The organism is Bradyrhizobium sp. Ai1a-2, assembly GCF_000426245.1.
Taxonomy (GTDB): domain Bacteria; phylum Pseudomonadota; class Alphaproteobacteria; order Rhizobiales; family Xanthobacteraceae; genus Bradyrhizobium.
Genome location: NZ_AUEZ01000057.1, coordinates 1 through 18,153, shown reverse-complemented (window position 1 = coordinate 18,153; position 18,153 = coordinate 1). Strand labels below are relative to the sequence as shown.

Below are 18,153 nucleotides of genomic sequence, written 5' to 3'. Positions count from 1 at the left end.
CTGTGCTTGCTACCTGATAACAGCTGGGCGAAACAGTGGCACCAAACAAGGTGCTTAATGCCGCACAACAAATTGGAAGGCGATCCATGTCAAAAAGCCTGATTGACCTGCTTTCCATCCTGGATCTCGAACCGCTCGAAGTGAATCTGTTCCGCGGCAACAGCCCGAAAACGAGCTGGCAGCGGGTGTTCGGCGGGCAGGTGATCGGCCAGGCGATGGTCGCGGCCTGCCGCACCGTCGAGGGCCGCCTGCCGCATTCGATCCATTGCTATTTCATCCTGCCGGGCGATCCCCAGGTCCCGATCATCTATGAGGTCGAGCGGCTGCGCGACGGCAAGAGCTATTCGACCCGCCGCGTTACCGCGATCCAGCACGGCAATGCCATCTTCTCGATCATGGTCTCGTTCCATGCCGAGGAGCAGGGCGCATTCGATCACCAGGAGAAGATGCCTGACGTGCCGCCGCCGGAAAAACTCACCGCGGAGGAGGTGTCGAAGCAGCCGATGTTCCGCGAAATGCCGGATTTCATCCGCCGCTATTATGAATCGGATCGGCCGATCGAGCTGCGCCCGGTCGAGCTCGGCCGCTATTTCGGCCAGAAGATCGACGAGGGCCGCATCCATGTCTGGATCCGCACCGCAGCCAAGCTGCCCGACGACCCCGCGCTGCATCTGTGCGCGCTCGCCTATGCCTCCGACTTTTCGCTGTTGGACGCGGTGATGGCGCGCTATGGCCGCACGCTGTTCGACAAGCGCATGATGCCGGCGAGCCTCGATCACGCGATGTGGTTTCACCGCCCGTTCCGCGCCGACGAATGGCTGCTCTACGCCCAGGACTCCCCGAGCGCACAAGGCGGCCGCGGCTTGACGCGCGGCCTGATCTTCAAGCCCGACGGCACGCTGGTGGCCTCGGTGGCGCAGGAAGGTTCAGTGCGCGAACGCAAGTAACCGCGCGCTAGATTTGCCGCCGCGATGAAACTGCGCTCCCTCTCCCGCTTGCGGGGAGGGCTGGGGTGGGGGTATCTCCGCGAGTGATACTCCTTGAGTGGAGAAAGCCGCCACCCGGCGCTTCGCGCCGACCTCCTCCGCAAGCGGGAGAGGTGAAACCAATCGGCATCGCATTCGTCGCGCTACGCGTTCGCGAGCGTGCCGCGCTCGACCAGCGCGAATTGCGACATGTACCAGTTCGCATACCAGCGCAACGCCCACGGGATCGGAATCAGCAATATGCAGCCGATCGTGAGCAGGACGGTTCGCCAAAGCATGTCGAGGCCTGAGGCCTTGAAGATGATTTCGCGGCGCGTGCCTTCGATATTGCGGCAAAGCCACCTCATCCACGCCGTGGTCACCCACGCCCAGCCGATGATGCTGATGAAGGAGATCGCCAACAACAGGTACCACCCGGTATAGGCGATCACGCTGCCGCTGAACGCGATTGGGAGCTGCTGTCCGTTTGAACTGAGATTGCTGGCGACCCAGCGGATGACCACCCATCCGAGCGACGCCTGCAGTACCGACGCAAGCAGTTCAAGCGTCGTGCTCTCGAGCCAGCCCGAATAGCTCAAGAGCCCTATCGCGACGAACACGTACCAGATGTCACCGACCTGCCCCGTGAAACCGAGATTCGGCCGGCCAGGCACGTTGATGTGCGGAATGATCCAGCGATAAAAACCGGTGGCGGCCCACGGCGCCGGGATTACCAGAAGCTGGCCGATGGCGAACCACAGGCTGCGTCCAAACAGCCCCCAGATCGGCAGGTCGGCCGAGACTGCTCCGCCGGCATAGCCGGCTGCAGTCAGGATCGGCGGCCCGCCCGCCTGCGAGGACATCGCTGGTCCGGAAACATCCGAAATCAGTCCGGGAATCTCGCCTGCCTTCTGCCACCCCGACATTCCCTCGGTCCAGACCAGCGTATCCGGCCCGACAATGCCCCGGACGATGAGGTCGCGGAGCAGGGATTCAGGAAACGGACCCTTTTGCTGGCCCTCGGATGCATAAAACCAGGATCGATCGGCCATGGCACTTCCTTGGAAAACACGATTCTCGGGAATTGGCGCCAGCGGCGCGACTGGCGAAGCAGGAAAGCCGCATTGTGATCGACGATCATGTCCCCTGTACAGGGAGCGAGCCCTGGGGGTGCCAATGTTTTCCCCCTAAACCTGCAACTTTTTTGTGCCATTTGCCCAGAAAGATGCCAGATTGGCGCGCGATCGAAGGCCATCCAGAGAGCAAGGGGTGGCCGCGCTTAAGAAGAATACGGGCCGCTAGCCATGAAACTTGTCGTCGCCATCATCAAACCCTTCAAACTAGACGAGGTTCGCCAGGCGCTGACCGAGATCGGCGTCCACGGCATGACCGTGACTGAAGTCAAAGGCTATGGTCGGCAGAAGGGGCACACCGAGATCTACCGCGGCGCCGAATATGTCGTGAACTTCCTGCCCAAATTGCGCATCGAAATCGCGGTCGCGTCCGAGGTCGCCGACAAGGCGGTCGAAGTCATCACCGCAAAGGCACGCACCGGCCAGATCGGGGATGGCAAGATCTTTGTCACGCCGATCGAACATGCGCTGCGGATCCGCACCGGCGAGACCGACAGCGACGCGCTCTAGAGCATGATCCGGAAAAGTGGGCTCCGGTTTTCCGAAAAGATCATGCTCAAACAAGAATGAATTCTCGCCGAACGCGGGCGCCGACAACGCCGCCGGCTGCATCAACCGGAATCATTTCATTTCTGCTGGGGAAACACCATGGGGGCACCATCTCGCGCCGTGCGGCTGATCGCGCCGCTTGGTCTTGCGACGCTGTTGTCGGCAACGGCCGCGCACGCCGAGACGTCGGCCATCAACGCCGCCGATACCGCCTGGATGATCGTCGCCACCGCGCTGGTGCTGATGATGACGATCCCGGGGCTTGCGCTGTTCTATTCCGGCATGGTGCGCAAGAAGAACGTGCTGGCGACGATGGCGCAGAGCCTGTCGGCCGTCGCGATCATCTCGATCCTTTGGGTGATGTTCGGCTACTCGCTCACCTTCGTCGGCGATGGGCCGTGGATCGGCACGCTCGACCGCTGGTTTCTCGCCGGCATGACCATGGACAGCATCAATCCGGCGGCGAAGACGATCCCGGAAGCGCTGTTCATGCTGTACCAGATGACCTTTGCGATCATCACCGTGGCGCTGGTGGCAGGCTCGGTCGCCGATCGCATGCGCTTCTCGGCCTATCTCTGGTTCTCGGTCGGCTGGTTCATCTTCGCCTATATTCCGCTCGCACACTGGGTGTGGGGCGGCGGCTTCCTCGCCAATGCCGGCGTGCTCGACTTCGCCGGCGGCCTCGTGGTGCATCTTTCGGCCGGCGTCAGCGGCTTGGTCGCCGCGCGCGTGTTGGGGCAGCGCTACGGCTATGGCAGTGAGAACCTGTCGCCGTTCGACCTGTCGCTCGCGGTGATCGGCACCGGGCTGCTCTGGGTCGGCTGGTTCGGCTTCAATGGCGGATCGGCACTTGCAGTGAGTTCGCGCGCGGTGATGGCGATCATCGCCACGCATCTTTCCGCTTGCGCAGGCGCGCTGACCTGGGGCGCGATCGAATGGGCGACGCGGCGCAAGCCGTCGGTGCTCGGCATGATCTCGGGCGCAGTCGCGGGGTTGGGCACGATCACGCCGGCCTCGGGCTTCGTGGAACCATGGCACGCGGTCATCATCGGCATCATCGCGGGCCTCGTGTGCTTCTGGGCCTGCACCTGGCTGAAACTCCGCTTCAAATATGACGATTCACTCGACGTGTTCGGCGTTCATGGCGTCGGAGGCATGGCCGGGACGCTGCTCGCGGGCGTGTTCGCCACCAGCGCCATCGGCGGCACGGCCGGCCTGATCGAGGGCCATCCGCAGCAACTGCTGATCCAGCTCGCCGGCGTCGCCGTTACGTTCATATGGTGCGGTGGCGTGACCTTCGTGCTCCTGAAGCTGGTCAGCGTCTTCGTTCCGCTCCGGGTGTCGGTACAGCAGGAGCTGGAAGGCCTGGATATTTCGCAGCACGGCGAGGCGCTGCAGTAGTTTTCGCTACTTAATTACCCCCAATTGCCGTCCCACTGGGCAGGATTATGTCCGGACTCTGTCGTGCCTACGAATTGGGCTATATTGATTATGTTTTGAGCGCGACGGAATAGCGCAGGTCCGACCAATTCCCGTCAAGCGCGAAAACGAGCGGATTCATAATCCGTTAGGCAGCGCCGTCGATCTGGCACGGCATTTGATTCTAACGCCGTCGGCTGTGACCGCGTCGTGAATTTTCTCCGCGTGGTGGATCTCAGTCGAAAACACCCGGTTCGTCTGCGCCGGGCCCAAGCGGGGATAGGACATATGAAAATTGTTATGGCGATCATTAAGCCATTCAAGCTGGAAGAAGTCCGCGACGCCCTGACCGCCATTGGCGTTCACGGTCTCACGGTGACGGAAGTCAAGGGGTACGGGCGTCAGAAGGGCCACACCGAGATCTATCGCGGCGCTGAATACGCCGTGAGTTTCCTGCCCAAGATCAAGATCGAGGTCGCGGTTGCGGCCAACCAGGTCGACAAAACCATCGACGCCATCACGTCGGCGGCAAAGACCGGGCAGATCGGCGACGGCAAGATCTTCGTCATCAACCTCGACCATGCGGTGCGCATCCGCACCGGCGAGGCTGATGCCGCGGCCCTCTGATTTCGCGCTCAAATCTTACAATTCAGGAGTAGAATAACATGACGTTCAAACGTCCCCACAGCGCGGGATTGGCGGCACTCGCATTCGGCCTGTTCGCTGCGACCGCCGCCTATGCCGAACCGACCGTCAACAAGGGCGACAACGCCTGGATGATGACGTCGACGGTGCTGGTGCTGTTGATGACGATCCCGGGGCTCGCGCTGTTCTATGGCGGCCTGGTCCGCTCCAAGAACATGCTCTCCGTGCTGATGCAGGTGTTCTACACCGTCTGCATCGTCACCGTGCTCTGGGCGCTCTACGGCTACAGCCTCGCGTTCACCGGCGGCTCGGACTTCATCGGCGGCTTTTCCAAGGCCTTCCTGGCAGGTGTGACGCCGGATTCGAAGGCGGCCACCTTCAGCGTCGACGCCAACATCTCCGAACTCATCTACGTCTGTTTCCAGATGACGTTCGCGGCGATCACGCCCGCGCTGATCGTCGGCGCTTTCGCCGAGCGCATGAAGTTCTCCGCGGTCGCGCTCTTCATCCCGCTCTGGGTGACGCTGATCTACTTCCCGATCGCTCACATGGTCTGGTACTGGGCTGGACCGGACGCGATCACGGATGCGGCGAAGGCGCTGGCGGCGGCCGCTGACGGCGCGGCGAAGACCGCGGCGCAGGCCAAGCTCGACGAGATCAACGCTGACGCCGGCTGGATCTTCAAGAAGGGCGCGATCGACTTCGCCGGCGGCACCGTCGTGCATATCAACGCCGGCATCGCCGGTCTCGTCGGCGCGCTCCTGATCGGCAAGCGCACCGGCTACGGCAAGGAGCTGATGGCTCCGCACTCGCTGACGATGTCCATGATCGGCGCCTCGCTGCTCTGGGTCGGCTGGTTCGGTTTCAACGCCGGTTCGAACCTTGAGGCTTCCGGTGGCGCCGCGCTCGCCATGACCAACTCTTTCGTCGCGACCGCGGCGGCGGCGTTGTCCTGGATGTTCGCGGAATGGATCATCAAGGGCCATCCGTCGATGCTCGGCGCCATCTCGGGCGCGGTCGCAGGCCTCGTGGCGGTGACGCCGGCGGCTGGCTTCTCCGGACCGATGGGCGCGATCGTGCTCGGCCTCGTGGTCGGCGTGGTCTGCCTGTTCTTCTGCACCGTGGTGAAGAATGCGCTGGGTTACGACGACTCGCTCGACGTGTTCGGCGTCCACTGCGTCGGCGGCATCGTCGGCGCGCTTGGCACCGGCATCCTGGTGAACCCGGCGCTCGGCGGCACCGGCGTGATGGACTATGTCGCCGGCAAGATCGGCGACTACGACTTCGTCGCCCAGATGACCTCGCAGGTCTGGGGCGTCTGCACCACGCTGGTGTGGTCCGGCATCGGTTCGGCGATCCTCTACAAGGTCGTCGACGTGATCGTGGGCCTGCGCGCCAACGTCGAGACCGAGCGTGAAGGCCTCGACATCACCGAGCACACGGAGCGCGCCTACAACATGTGAGTTCTCCCGGGGTGTGATCTCTCCCGGGATCACACCCAGAACTACGGTTTGGGCACATACCCGGCAATGCCCTGACCGTTGAGGGGCTCCAGCGCAAGTTGGAGCCCCTTTCTTTTTTGGCCGACGCCGGCATGCGAGGGGCTACGGTTCGTTCGGCGCGATCAGGACGACCGTCGGAAAGTAGGAGCGGTAGCGACGCGTGTCCCGCGTCAGGAGTGGCAGTTGCTCGACCGCGGCATGGGCTCCGATAAAGAAATCGGATAGTACCCCTGTGCGGTTGCCACCCGCGGCGCGGTACTGGATATAGGCCTTTCCTGCAAGGAAGAGCGCGGCACGCGGGATTTCTGCCAGCTCGAGCTTGAGGTCGCGGAGCGCGGCGTCGACGGCTTCGATCGTGCGGTAGCGTATCGAGATTTCTGCGTAGATGACATTGTTGATGAGCAACGGCCCAGCCGAGGCCGCGTGCTCGAGCTGCGCTTGGGACCAGTCGGCCCAGTTCGCGTCATCGGTCGCAAGGTCGAGAAGAACGTTCGAATCGACCAGAGTCATTCCGGCTCGTCACGCAAGAGAGCCATGAGTTCGTCGGTCGTCATGCCCGGACCTGCGGAGCCGCGCGCCTTGGCAAACCGGCTAGGGGGCCGCGGTCCATCCGCTTTTTCGATCAGGACGCCGCCATCGTCGGCGCGCCGAATATTCACCTGGCTGCCAGGGCCAATCCCCAGGTAATCGCGAAGCGGCTTCGGGATCGTCACCTGGCCCTTACGGGTGACTGTCGTCGTCATCGTTCGTCTCCATGGAGGGTAATACCCATAACAAACATGGTAATACCACGCAACATTGTGCAGTGACGCCGATGGTTAATCGCGTCTTAACCTCGCCGTATCTATGGTGACTTGATCGGTTGACAGTCGAGCCGGATTCCCCTCGACCGCGTTGAAAGTGCTGGCGTTTAGACATGACAATGACCGTTCCCTCCGGCGTGGCGCAAGACGCCGGCAGTGCAACGCCGGCCGGTCAGGCCGAACGTTCCCCGTTTGCGCGCACGACCGAACTGCTGGCGCCTTACCAGCCCGGTAAGCCATTGATTACGCTGTCGTTGGGCGAGCCGCAGCACCCGGTTCCGGCCTTTGTCGGACCGGTGTTGGCCGAGCACACTGCCGAGTTCGGGCGCTATCCGCTCGCCAAGGGCATCGAGTCGTTCCGCCGCGCGGTGGCGAACTGGCTTTCGACCCGGTTCCATCTGCCGCGGCCGGTCGATCCCGGGAGCGAAGTGCTGGTGCTGAATGGCAGCCGCGAGGGCCTGTTCTTCGCCGCGATCACCGCCGCGCGCTATGTCGGCGCGCGCCATGGGACGCCGGCGATCTTGATGCCGAACCCGTTCTATCCGGCCTATGGCGCCGGCGCCCGCGCGTCCGGCTGCGAGCAGGTCTATCTGCCGACCACGCCGGCCAACGGATTTCTGCCCGATCTCGACGCGCTTGATGACGCGCTGCTGGCGCGCACGGTGGCGTTCTACATCGCTTCGCCCGCAAACCCGCAAGGCTCAGTCGCCTCGCGCGATTATTTCGCCCGGCTGAAAGCGCTCGCCGACCGCTTCGGGTTCATCATCCTGAGCGACGAATGCTATTCGGAAATCTACACCAGGGAAGCGCCAGGCAGCGCGCTGGAATGTGCCGGCCCCGATTTCACCAACGTGGTCGTGTTCCAGTCGCTCTCGAAGCGCTCGAACCTGCCGGGCATGCGCGTCGGCTTCGCGGCCGGCGACAAGAAATTCCTCGCCGCGTTCCATGAACTGCGCAACGTCGCAGCACCACAAGTGCCGGTGCCGCTGCAGCATGTCGCGGTCGCCGCCTATAGCGACGAAGCGCATGTCGAGGAGAACCGCAGGCTCTACCGGATCAAGTTCGATCTCGCCGACCAGATCCTCGGCAGCCGCTACGGCTATCAGCGTCCGGCCGGCGGCTTCTGCGTCTGGCTCGACGTCTCCGAGCGTGGCGGCGACGAGGCGGCGACAGTGAAACTTTATCGCGATGCCGGCGTGCGCGTGATCCCGGGCAGCTATTTGGCGCGGCCGCAAGCCGACGGCTCCAATCCCGGCGCGGGCTACATCCGCCTCGCGCTGGTCTCCGACAGTGAATCAACGGCCGAGGCGTTGCACCGCCTGGTCGAAACCCTGAGTTAATCGCAAGGCTTTGGAAGCGCATGCCAGCGATCGAACGTGTCATTCCCCTGGTCGGCCATCTGCCGGTCCCGATCCGCGAAGCCCTGGAGCGGCGGGTGCGAGAATTCGGCGGGCTGTGCCTGATCATGCTCGCCGGCGTCGCCGCCGCGGCGCTGATGACGTGGTCGGTGCAAGACCCGAGTTTGAGCCATGCCACCTCGCGCCCGATCCGCAACATCCTCGGCTATCCCGGCGCGATCGGCGCCGACCTCCTGATGCAGATATTGGGCCTCGGCGCCATCATGCTGATCCTGCCCATCGCGGTGTGGGGCTGGCGCATGCTGACACATCGCGCCTTCGACCGCGAAGCGCTGCGGCTGGCATGCTGGATCCTCACCACCGTGATCGCCGCGGGTGTCGCGAGCTGCTTCCCGCATAATGGCGCCTGGCCATTGCCGACCGGGCTCGGCGGCGTGGTCGGCGACGCGCTGGTGCGCGCGCCCGCGGTGGTGTTCGGTCCGGCCGGACTGATCTATCGCCTGGTGCTCGGCACCATCCTGTTCGTCGCGATGACCGCAAGCTTCCTGTTCGCCAGCGGCTGGGGCGCAAAGGAGAGCGAAGAAGAGCTGACGGCGATCGAGGATCATGACGAGCCGTTTGTCGAGGAAGACGAGGAGGATCGCAGCTCGATCTCGCTCGGCTGGCTGTTCCACGCGGTGATGAGCGCAAAGGCGCGGCTCGGCTGGGCGCTCGGCACCGCCTATCGGTCGCTGGTCTCGAGCGCGCCGCAGCGCGGCGCCGGCGCGTTCGAACGGCAGGAGCCCAGTCTCGGCAGCCGCGCCGCACCCTCCGTGGTGCCGGAGGCGAACGAGGAATTCGACGAAGAGATCGAAGAGGAAGAGCAGGAAGACGAGGAGGAGGAAGAGGAAGCTCCGGTTGCCCGCGCCCCGCGCAAGAAGGCCGAGCCGCGCGCGAAGAAGAAATCCTCCGACAAGTTCGAGCTGCCCTCGGTCTCCGTGCTGTCGGCGCCGAAGGCCGCCGATCGCCAGCCGCTGAGCAAGGCCGAGCTGGAAGCCAATTCGCGCGCGCTCGAAGGCGTACTGCAGGATTTCGGCGTCCGCGGCGAGATCGTCAAGGCCAATCCGGGTCCGGTCGTCACGCTGTACGAGCTCGAGCCCGCGCCCGGCATCAAGTCGTCGCGCGTGATCGGCCTCGCCGACGACATCGCGCGTTCAATGAGCGCGCTGTCGGCCCGCGTCGCCGTGGTTGCCGGCCGCAACGCCATCGGCATCGAATTGCCGAACCTGCATCGCGAAAAGGTTTACCTGCGCGAACTCCTGACCGCGAAGGAAGCCATCGAGTCGGTGGCAAAGCTGCCGCTCTGCCTCGGCAAGAGCATCGGCGGCGAGCCCGTCATCATCGACCTCGCGCGCACGCCGCATATGCTGATCGCCGGCACCACCGGCTCCGGCAAATCGGTCGCAATCAACACCATGATCCTGAGCCTGTTGTATCGGCTGCGGCCCGACCAGTGCCGCCTGATCATGGTCGATCCGAAGATGCTCGAACTCTCCGTCTATGACGGCATCCCGCATCTTTTGACGCCGGTCGTCACCGATCCCAAGAAAGCCGTGGTCGCGCTGAAATGGGCCGTGCGCGAGATGGAAGAGCGCTACAAGAAGATGGCCAAGCTCGGCGTGCGCAACATCGACGGCTACAATGCGCGGCTCGTCGAGGCCAAGGGCAAGGGCGAAGATCTCACGCGCACCGTGCACACCGGCTTCGACAAGGAGACCGGCAAGGCGATCTACGAGGAGGAGAAGCTCGACCTCGATCCGTTGCCCTACATCGTCATCATCGTCGACGAGATGGCCGACCTCATGATCGTCGCCGGCAAGGACATCGAAGGCGCGGTGCAGCGCCTTGCCCAGATGGCGCGCGCCGCCGGCCTGCACGTGATCCTCGCCACCCAGCGTCCCTCGGTCGACGTCATCACCGGCACCATCAAGGCCAATTTCCCGACCCGCATCGCCTTCCAGGTCACCTCGAAGATCGACAGCCGCACGATCCTGGGCGAGATGGGCGCCGAGCAACTGCTAGGGCAGGGCGACATGCTCTACATGGCCGGCGGCGGCCGCATCAGCCGCGTGCACGGCCCGTTTGCCTCCGACGAGGAGGTCGAGAAGGTGGTGCGCCATCTCAAGACGCAGGGGCAGCCGGAATATCTGGAAGCCGTTACCGCGGAAGAGCCGAGCGAAGAGGACGGCGCGGTATTCGACTCCACCGGCATGGGCGGGGACGGGGGCGGCGACCTCTATGCGCAGGCGGTGGCGATCGTCAAACGCGACCGCAAGGCCTCGACTTCCTATATTCAACGGCGCCTCCAGATCGGGTACAACCGTGCCGCCTCCCTGATGGAGCGGATGGAACTCGAAGGCATCGTCGGCCAGGCCAATCATGCCGGCAAGCGCGAGATCCTGATCGAAGAAGAAGGCAGCATGTGATCCTGCCCCGAGAATTTCACGGAAAAGCGATATTCCAACGGCACTACCCGCGATAAACTAGTCACCGGAACACGCGTTGCATCAGAATCCGAAATATCGAATGGCCAAACAGCACGCTTATCGCGCCATCCATTCCGGATTGGCGATCCTGATCGCCACGTCGATCGCCGGCGCAGCGCCCTCATCCGCGCAAAACGTGCCGGTGCCGAAGCCCGCGCCGAAGGGCCGCGACGGCACGCAGATGAGCGCGCAGGAGCAGAGGAGCCCGACGACGACGGGCTCGACGCAGAAGCCGCCGGAGCCCATCATCCCCGATCCGCGCCGCAACGTCCCCGCCAGCATCTTCGCGACGTTCGACGCCAACCAGAAGGCGCAGGCCGCCAGGATCAGCAGCTATCTCTCGTCGCTGCAGACGCTCTCCGGCAGTTTCGTGCAGGTCGGCCCCGACGGCTCCAAGACCAAGGGCGATTTCTATATCCAGAAGCCCGGCAAGGTGCGCTTCGAATATGAGCCGCCGAGCCCGATCGACATCGTCGCCGACGGCTCCTCCGTCGCGGTGCGCGACCGCAAGCTCGCCACGCAGGATATCTATCCGCTGTCGCAGACGCCGCTGCGCTATCTCCTGTCCGACCGCATCGACCTGATGAAGGACACCAACGTCGTCAGCGTCACTGCCGACGATGTCTTCATCTCGATCACGATCGAGGAGAAGCAGGCACTGATCGGCACCAGCCGCTTGATGCTGATGGTCGGCGCCAAGGACGGCCAACTCAAGCAATGGACCGTCACCGATCCGCAGGGCTACGACACGACCGTTGCCGTCTACAATCTCGATTCGACGAAGAAGGTCGATCCGAACCTGTTCAGGATCGATTTCACGAACTACGCGACCCCTCCGGGATAATGGGTAGAGCACAGCGAAACCCATCAGCGTGCTGCATGGGAAAATGATGGGTTTCGCTTCGCTCTACCCATCCTACGGTCCACGGCCCTGTGGACAATCCTATCCATCGCCGCAATCCATGCTAAGACGCAGTTCCCATGCGTCTCTCCCTGACAACCTGGAACATCAACTCGGTGCGCCTGCGCATCGACCTGGTCGCGAAATTCATCAAGTCGGCACGGCCGGACGTGCTCTGCCTGCAGGAGACCAAATGCATTGACGACGCCTTTCCGCTGAAGCGGTTCAAGCGGCTTGGCTACGAGCATGTCGCGCTGAACGGACAGAAGGGCTATCACGGCGTCGCCATCATCTCGAAAGTGCCGTTCGAGAAGACCGACATCCGCACCTTCTGCGACAAGATCGATTCCCGCCACATCTCGGTCGAGTTCGGCGACAAGGCGCAGCTCTCAAAGCCGCTGGTGCTGCATAACTTCTACGTGCCGGCCGGCGGCGACATCCCCGATCCCGCGCTCAATCCGAAATTCGAGCACAAGCTGCAATTCCTCGACGAGATGAAAGCCTGCGAGCCCTTGCATCCACGCGGCGAGGACCGTCACATCCTGGTCGGCGACCTCAACGTGGCGCCGCACGAGAACGACGTGTGGTCACACAAGCAGCTCCTGAAAGTCGTCTCGCACACGCCGATCGAGACCGAAAAACTGCTCGCAGCCCAGGTGCATGGCGAATGGTTCGACGTCGCGCGCGAGCGGATTCCACTGTCGGAGAAAGTCTACACCTGGTGGAGCTACCGCGCCGCCGACTGGACCGTCGGCGATCGTGGCCGGCGGCTCGACCACATCTGGGTCTCGCGCGCGCTGAAGGACAGCGTCACGGATTTCAGCATCACCCGCGACGCCCGCAGCTGGGAGCGACCGTCCGACCACGTGCCGGTGACGGTGACGCTGGAGGTGTAGTGCTGCGCGGCGTCCGCGAACTCGACTTCGCCTCTCCCCTTGTGGGAGAGGCCGGAGCGCATGTAGCGCAGCGGAATGCGATCCGGGTGAGGGGTCCCGGTCTATCGAGGGACTTCGACTCGCGGAGGCATACCCCTCACCCGGATTTCCCGCTAACGCGCGAAATCCGGCCTCTCCCACAAGGGAAGAGGCGGGAGTATGCGGCGCGGGCTTCGTGCAACTGAAACGTCTGTACTCTCGTCGCCCGGACGACAGCAGCTACGAACTCAACTTCCCGCCCGCGACCAGGATATCGCTGGCGATCTGGCTGGTGCGCTTGGCGAATTCGTCGCGCAGTCTTCCCGCCGCCGCGGGGTCGCTTTCCAGCACGCGTTGAAACAGGCTGCGCGCGATTCGAATACAGGTGGAGTACTCCAGCGCGGTGGCGGTCGACGGCCGCTTCATCGGCACGATCAGCGCGAGCTCGCCGATCAGCGCGCCGGGGCCGGCGATGACCTCGGCGCCGCCATCTTCCACGCGGAAAGCGCCGCGCTGCACGACATAGCCCGCATCCGCCTGGTCGCCGGCATGGAAGAGAACATCGCCGCGTTCGAAATTGCGTTGTTCGGAGCCGATCGCGAGCATGCGCAAAGCACCATCCCCCAGCAGGCGCAAGGTGGAGACGCGTTCGAGCAGCGCTACGTCATCTTCGATCGACATTCAGGCCGGTGACCGGGGATACGATTCGGTCGCGAATCGTATCACGGCACCAGTTTGTAGCCACCGGCTTCCGTCACCAGGATCTCGGGATTGGCGGCATCTTTCTCGATCTTCTGCCGGAGCCGGTAGATATGCGTTTCCAGCGTGTGGGTGGTGACGCCCGAATTGTAGCCCCAGACCTCCTGCAGCAGCGTCTCGCGCGACACCGGCATCTGGCCGGCACGGTAGAGGAAGCGCAGGATCGCGGTCTCCTTCTCGGTCAGCCGCACCTTCCGCGCATTGGCGGCGGTCAGCATCTTCGAGCCGGGGCGGAAGCTGTAGGGGCCGACGGAGAACACTGCGTCTTCGCTGGCCTCATGCTGGCGGAGCTGCGCCCGGATTCGGGCCAGCAGCACCGCGAAGCGGAAGGGCTTGGCCACATAATCATTGGCGCCGGATTCGAGGCCGAGGATGGTGTCCGAATCGGTATCGTGCCCGGTCAGCATGATGATCGGGGCCTTGAAGCCGCCCTTGCGCAGGGACCGGACCACCTCGCGGCCATCGGTGTCGGGGAGACCCACATCCATCAGGACCAGGTCGGGCGAGTTGGTCTTGGCGGCGCTGGCGCCCTTGGCACCCGTATCGACTGCGGAGGCTTCAAATTCCTCGTGAAGGGAAAGTTGCTCGACCAGCGTGTCACGCAGGTCGGTATCATCATCCACGATCAAAATCTTGCGGGCATTGGCCATAGGAACGATCCTCTTGGAGGCAGGCAGCGGACACAAGCGGACAGCGCTTTGGCCGAGACTTGACAGCGAGACTCGCGGTGTAGGTAGTCGTTCATTACCGATTCACAAGCCGTTCACAGTCTATCCCAAATCAGCATCCGATTGGATGAATGTGCTGTAATCCCGCCAGATAGAACAATCGGGGTCGGGCAGGCAAGGCGGCAGCTTTTTGATTCACATGGGAAGTTCCAATTTTTCAATCACTTATGAGACAACCGCGCGTGATCGACCGTTGTCCCTGGTCCGGATACGACCGGCTGCCGGTAACCCGTGCCGGGGGTGGCTGACCGCCGACGGCTGGTCGGTGCCGGTGGCGCTTGGCCGGGGCGGCATCCTCGCCAACAAGCGCGAGGGCGACGGCGGCACCCCTCGGGGGGTCTTCCGCCCCCGGCAAATATGGTGGCGAGCCGACCGCTCTCCGCGACCTGCGAGCTTCCTGCCCGTCCGTCCGATCCGGCCCGAGGACGCCTGGTGCGAGGACCCGCGGGACCGCCATTACAACCAGGCGGTGCGGCTCATCCGCGCGCAGAATGGCGACCGGCTGACGCGCGAGGATCATCTCTACGACTTCATCATCGAGATCGACCACAACGCCAGCCCGCGCGTCGCCGGCCGCGGCAGCGCGGTATTCCTGCATCTCGCCCGCCCAAATTTTGCGCCAACCGCCGGCTGCGTCTCGATGACCAAATCCGCGATGCTGCGGCTGCTGCGCCGGATGAGCCCGCAGACGAGAATCGTCATTGGCTGACCGTTTTGCGACGTCGTTACGTCATTCTCCGTCGTCATTGCGAGCGGAGCCAAGCAATCCATGCCTCCACGCGCGGAGAGGTGGAGTGCTTCGTCGCTTCGCTCCTCGCAATGACGAGGTGGAAAGCGCCAACAATCCTACCTTGCCCCAAAAATCGCGGACCCCACGCGCACATGGGTCGCGCCCATCTGGATCGCGGTGACGAAATCGGCGCTCATGCCCATCGAGAGATTCGTCAGGCCGTTGCGCGCGGCAATCTTGGCCGTCAGCGCGAAGTGCGGGGCAGGGGGGTCGTTGACCGGCGGGATGCACATCAGGCCTGAGATCGGAAGCCCGTAGTGCTCCCGGCAGCGTGCGATGAAGGCGTCCGCATCGGCGGGAGAAACGCCTGCCTTCTGCGCCTCCTCGCCGGTATTAATCTGGATGAACAATTGCGGCTGCCGGTTCTGGTTTTTGATTTCCTTGGCTAATGCTTCGCAAATGCTCGGGCGGTCCACCGAATGGATGGCATCGAACAGCGCCACCGCCTCTTTCGCCTTGTTCGATTGCAGCGGCCCGATCAGGTGCAGGACGATGCCGGGGTGTGCCTGCATCAGAGGAGGCCACTTCGCCTTGGCCTCCTGCACGCGATTCTCGCCGAAAACCCGCTGTCCGGCCGCGATGACCGGCGAAATCGCATCCGCGCCGAATGTTTTCGACACCGCGATCAACGTCACCGAGCCACGATCGCGACCTGCATCCTTGCAGGCGCGCGCGATTTCCTTCTCGACCTCAGCGAGACCGTTTGGTGAATGCGCGGTTAGCGGTGTTGTGTTTTCCGGTGTCATGTCATCTACCAACGCGTAGCCTGGATTCTTGTTTTGGCGCGTTTTCTGCGCAGATAAGTCTACGCAATCTGCGTAAACTTGATTGCTATGCGAACCGGTATCCACTTCGCTCGAAAACGCTCTAGCGGCGGTTCCCTCGAATTTTACCAAATCCGGGAAAGGCTTTTTGAACCCTTCGTTCTACTTTCGCCAGTGGGGCTAGGGGACATTGATGTTTAAAATTAATTTCAACCGCCGCCGCGCCAAACTCAAGAACCTGCTAGGCATCCGCGCACGATTGGCGCTGCTTGCGCTGTTGCTGGTGGCCCCCTTGATGCTGGACCGCGTCCGCACCCTGGAGGATTCGCGGGCCAAGCAGCTCGCGCATGCCGCCGAAGAATTCGCCGCGCTCGCGGCACATAGCGCCGACGCCCAGCGCGAGGTCATCTCATCGGTCGAGACCGTGCTGAAATCCGCCGCCTACATCCGCGCATCCGCCGGCGGCATCGGCAAGAGCTGCGAGATCCTGCGCGCCAGCGTGCCCGCCAGCATGCCCTGGATCCGCAGCCTGATGTTTCTCGGCAGCGACAACCGCATCCAGTGCTCGACCAACACCGACTATGTCGGCATCGACCTCAGCGACCGGCCCTATGTGACGGAAGCCAGGGCGCGCCGGGAATTTGTCCTGAGCGATTTCATCGTGGCCCGCCGCACCAACACGCCGGTCGTGATGGCCGCCTACCCGGTGGCGGCCGTCAACAATGAAGCCGAGTCGGTGGTTCTCGCCGCGATCAATCCGGACTGGATGTCCAAGATCATGAGCAATTACGGCGGACGTGCCGGTGTTTCCTCTGTCTTGGTCGACAGCGCCGGTACGGTTCTCGCGGCCCCGCCGGATCAGGCAAGCATGATCGGCCGCTCGCTGGACACCGTGCCGCTGATGTCCGCAATCGCGGACAAGGCGCTCAGCTACGGCGAGTCCTCCGGCTCGATTTCCTTCACCGCGGCGGATGGCACGAACCGCACCATCAGCTTTGCCCGCATTCCCGGCACGCGCTCGCGGCTGATCGTCAGCATCGATGAGGCCAAGGTGACGGCGGCGATCGATCGCGACATCCACACCGCCTATTTGCAGCTCGGCTTCGTCTGCCTGCTTGTGCTGCTCGGTGCGCTGGTCGGCGCGGAGAAATTGATCATCCATCCGATCGACGTGATGACCCGCATGGCCAAGCGCTTTGGGGAGGGCGACTGGTCCGTCCGCGTCGCCAAGAACAAGCTGCCGGCGGAGTTCGTCCCGCTGGCCCGCGCCTTCAACGCGATGGCCGCGCAACTCAGCCAGCGCGAACGCGACCTCGTCGCGACCAACGACCGCCTGACGGTGATGGCGTCGATCGACATGCTCTCGGGGCTTGCCAACCGCCGGGGTTTCCAGAGCCGGCTCGATTTCGAGTGGATGAAGGCGCAACAATATGATTGCGAGCTGTCGCTCCTGATGATCGATGTCGATCATTTCAAGCTCTACAATGACACCTACGGCCATCCCGAAGGCGACGCCTGCCTGACCCGCCTCGGCGAGACGCTCTCCGGCATCGCCGCCGATACGCTGGGCTTCGCCTGCCGCTATGGCGGCGAGGAATTCTGCCTGCTGTTGCCGAACACCAGTGCGGTGCGTGCAAAAGAGATCGGCGAGATCGTGCGCGCCACGGTGCAGGATCTCCGCCTGCCGCACGCAACCTCGAGCCACCAGATCGTCACCGCCAGCATCGGCGTCGCCTGCACCAAGCCGAGCCCGGCACTCCGCCCCGGCGACCTGATAGAAGCCGCCGACGCCGCCCTCTACGCAGCCAAGCACAGTGGCCGCAACACCGTCGTCGAGCACAGTCTGGTGCAGGGCTCGGGAAGCGCGGCACAGATGGCGATGGCGAGCTAGCTCTACCACCACGCTCCGTCATTCCGGGGCGTCCGAAGGACGGGCCCGGAATGACGAGAGAAAATTCGGCAGCAATTCCAAGGTGATTTGCCTCGTCCAGTCTTCGCGCGAAAAATAAACCACTTAACCCGTCGGGCAAATCAGCACTATGACTCCGCGCGTCTCACCCGGATGAGGGGCGGCTCGCGATCGTCACGAACGTTGCGGTGAGATGCGGTGGACGTGATTGTTGTGACTGACGAGCGTGGGCGTCACGGACGGCGAAGTCGTGTGGTCCTGGCGCCCCGACGCTGGCGCTAAGTTCTGTTCGTTGAGCAGAGTGACGGTGGCAAGAAAGCCCGGTCACCGGCTATCTAATGCACACATCTTTGTTGCGAAGATCGGCGAAGACTGATTCCCTGATGAGAGGCGGTCTTGTGGAGGGAGGTCTTATGTCGATGGAGGTTGGACTGGGACGATTTGGCGATCGTCGCCTGGAAAAAGGGGGGCGTCGTTGCATGACGCCCT

17 protein-coding genes are annotated in these 18,153 nt (G+C 63.4%); 11 read left to right on the top strand and 6 right to left on the bottom strand.

Annotated elements, in window-relative coordinates:
- Positions 1-86 precede the first annotated feature (86 nt).
- Entirely contained in the window at positions 87-947 is an 861-nt protein-coding gene (gene tesB, locus K288_RS0129705) for an acyl-CoA thioesterase II (protein WP_027582843.1), read from the top strand.
- Between the two features lie 182 nt (positions 948-1,129).
- Here tesB and K288_RS0129700 read toward each other — a convergent pair whose 3' ends face one another.
- Positions 1,130-2,017: a DUF4339 domain-containing protein gene (locus K288_RS0129700; protein WP_027582842.1), complete on the bottom strand. Its 888-nt coding sequence runs from the start codon at positions 2,015-2,017 to the stop codon at positions 1,130-1,132.
- Positions 2,018-2,269: 252 nt separating this feature from the next.
- Between K288_RS0129700 and K288_RS0129695 the strand changes: the two genes are divergently transcribed.
- From K288_RS0129695 to K288_RS0129680, 4 genes are all read left to right on the top strand, one after another.
- Positions 2,270-2,608 carry a P-II family nitrogen regulator gene (locus K288_RS0129695; RefSeq protein WP_027582841.1) on the top strand — a complete coding sequence of 113 codons (339 nt, stop codon included), beginning with the start codon at positions 2,270-2,272 and terminating at the stop codon, positions 2,606-2,608.
- 138 nt (positions 2,609-2,746) lie between these two features.
- Positions 2,747-4,048 carry an ammonium transporter gene (locus tag K288_RS0129690; RefSeq protein ID WP_027582840.1) on the top strand — a complete coding sequence of 434 codons (1,302 nt, stop codon included), beginning with the start codon at positions 2,747-2,749 and terminating at the stop codon, positions 4,046-4,048.
- A 306-nt stretch (positions 4,049-4,354) separates the two neighbouring features.
- Positions 4,355-4,693 (top strand): P-II family nitrogen regulator, encoded by a 339-nt coding sequence (locus K288_RS0129685; RefSeq protein WP_027582839.1) that lies wholly within the window; start codon positions 4,355-4,357, stop codon positions 4,691-4,693.
- A 38-nt stretch (positions 4,694-4,731) separates the two neighbouring features.
- Positions 4,732-6,174, top strand: a complete 1,443-nt coding sequence (locus K288_RS0129680; RefSeq protein ID WP_027582838.1) for an ammonium transporter — start codon at positions 4,732-4,734, stop codon at positions 6,172-6,174.
- A gap of 141 nt (positions 6,175-6,315) precedes the next feature.
- On the opposite strand, the gene K288_RS0129675 is transcribed toward K288_RS0129680, so the two are convergent.
- Positions 6,316-6,723, bottom strand: a complete 408-nt coding sequence (locus K288_RS0129675; RefSeq protein WP_027582837.1) for a type II toxin-antitoxin system VapC family toxin — start codon at positions 6,721-6,723, stop codon at positions 6,316-6,318.
- Entirely contained in the window at positions 6,720-6,956 is a 237-nt protein-coding gene (locus K288_RS0129670) for an AbrB/MazE/SpoVT family DNA-binding domain-containing protein (protein ID WP_027582836.1), read from the bottom strand. The genes K288_RS0129675 and K288_RS0129670 overlap by 4 nt, the downstream gene beginning before the upstream one ends.
- A gap of 179 nt (positions 6,957-7,135) precedes the next feature.
- On the opposite strand from K288_RS0129670, the gene K288_RS0129665 reads away from it, so the two are divergent.
- The 4 genes from K288_RS0129665 to K288_RS0129650 all read left to right on the top strand — a co-directional run bounded on the left by K288_RS0129665 (position 7,136) and on the right by K288_RS0129650 (position 12,696).
- Positions 7,136-8,356 (top strand): aminotransferase class I/II-fold pyridoxal phosphate-dependent enzyme, encoded by a 1,221-nt coding sequence (locus tag K288_RS0129665; RefSeq protein ID WP_244443299.1) that lies wholly within the window; start codon positions 7,136-7,138, stop codon positions 8,354-8,356.
- 20 nt (positions 8,357-8,376) lie between these two features.
- Positions 8,377-10,839 carry a DNA translocase FtsK gene (locus K288_RS0129660; protein ID WP_027582834.1) on the top strand — a complete coding sequence of 821 codons (2,463 nt, stop codon included), beginning with the start codon at positions 8,377-8,379 and terminating at the stop codon, positions 10,837-10,839.
- Between the two features lie 100 nt (positions 10,840-10,939).
- Complete coding sequence (locus K288_RS0129655) at positions 10,940-11,743, top strand: outer membrane lipoprotein carrier protein LolA (protein ID WP_051334808.1); 804 nt, start codon at positions 10,940-10,942, stop codon at positions 11,741-11,743.
- A 137-nt stretch (positions 11,744-11,880) separates the two neighbouring features.
- Positions 11,881-12,696, top strand: a complete 816-nt coding sequence (locus K288_RS0129650; RefSeq protein WP_027582832.1) for an exodeoxyribonuclease III — start codon at positions 11,881-11,883, stop codon at positions 12,694-12,696.
- A 258-nt stretch (positions 12,697-12,954) separates the two neighbouring features.
- On the opposite strand, the gene K288_RS0129645 is transcribed toward K288_RS0129650, so the two are convergent.
- On the bottom strand, positions 12,955-13,395 hold the full coding sequence (locus K288_RS0129645; protein ID WP_027582831.1) for a cyclic nucleotide-binding domain-containing protein: 441 nt from the start codon (positions 13,393-13,395) through the stop codon (positions 12,955-12,957).
- Positions 13,396-13,436: 41 nt separating this feature from the next.
- A complete protein-coding gene (locus K288_RS0129640; protein ID WP_027582830.1) occupies positions 13,437-14,123 on the bottom strand; it encodes a response regulator transcription factor in 687 nt (228 codons plus the stop codon).
- Positions 14,124-14,340: 217 nt separating this feature from the next.
- Between K288_RS0129640 and K288_RS0129635 the strand changes: the two genes are divergently transcribed.
- Complete coding sequence (locus K288_RS0129635; RefSeq protein WP_051334807.1) at positions 14,341-14,910, top strand: L,D-transpeptidase family protein; 570 nt, start codon at positions 14,341-14,343, stop codon at positions 14,908-14,910.
- Between the two features lie 137 nt (positions 14,911-15,047).
- On the opposite strand, the gene K288_RS0129630 is transcribed toward K288_RS0129635, so the two are convergent.
- Positions 15,048-15,737 carry a YggS family pyridoxal phosphate-dependent enzyme gene (locus tag K288_RS0129630; protein WP_027582828.1) on the bottom strand — a complete coding sequence of 230 codons (690 nt, stop codon included), beginning with the start codon at positions 15,735-15,737 and terminating at the stop codon, positions 15,048-15,050.
- A gap of 211 nt (positions 15,738-15,948) precedes the next feature.
- Between K288_RS0129630 and K288_RS0129625 the strand changes: the two genes are divergently transcribed.
- Positions 15,949-17,646: a diguanylate cyclase gene (locus tag K288_RS0129625; RefSeq protein WP_027582827.1), complete on the top strand. Its 1,698-nt coding sequence runs from the start codon at positions 15,949-15,951 to the stop codon at positions 17,644-17,646.
- Positions 17,647-18,153: the final 507 nt, after the last annotated feature.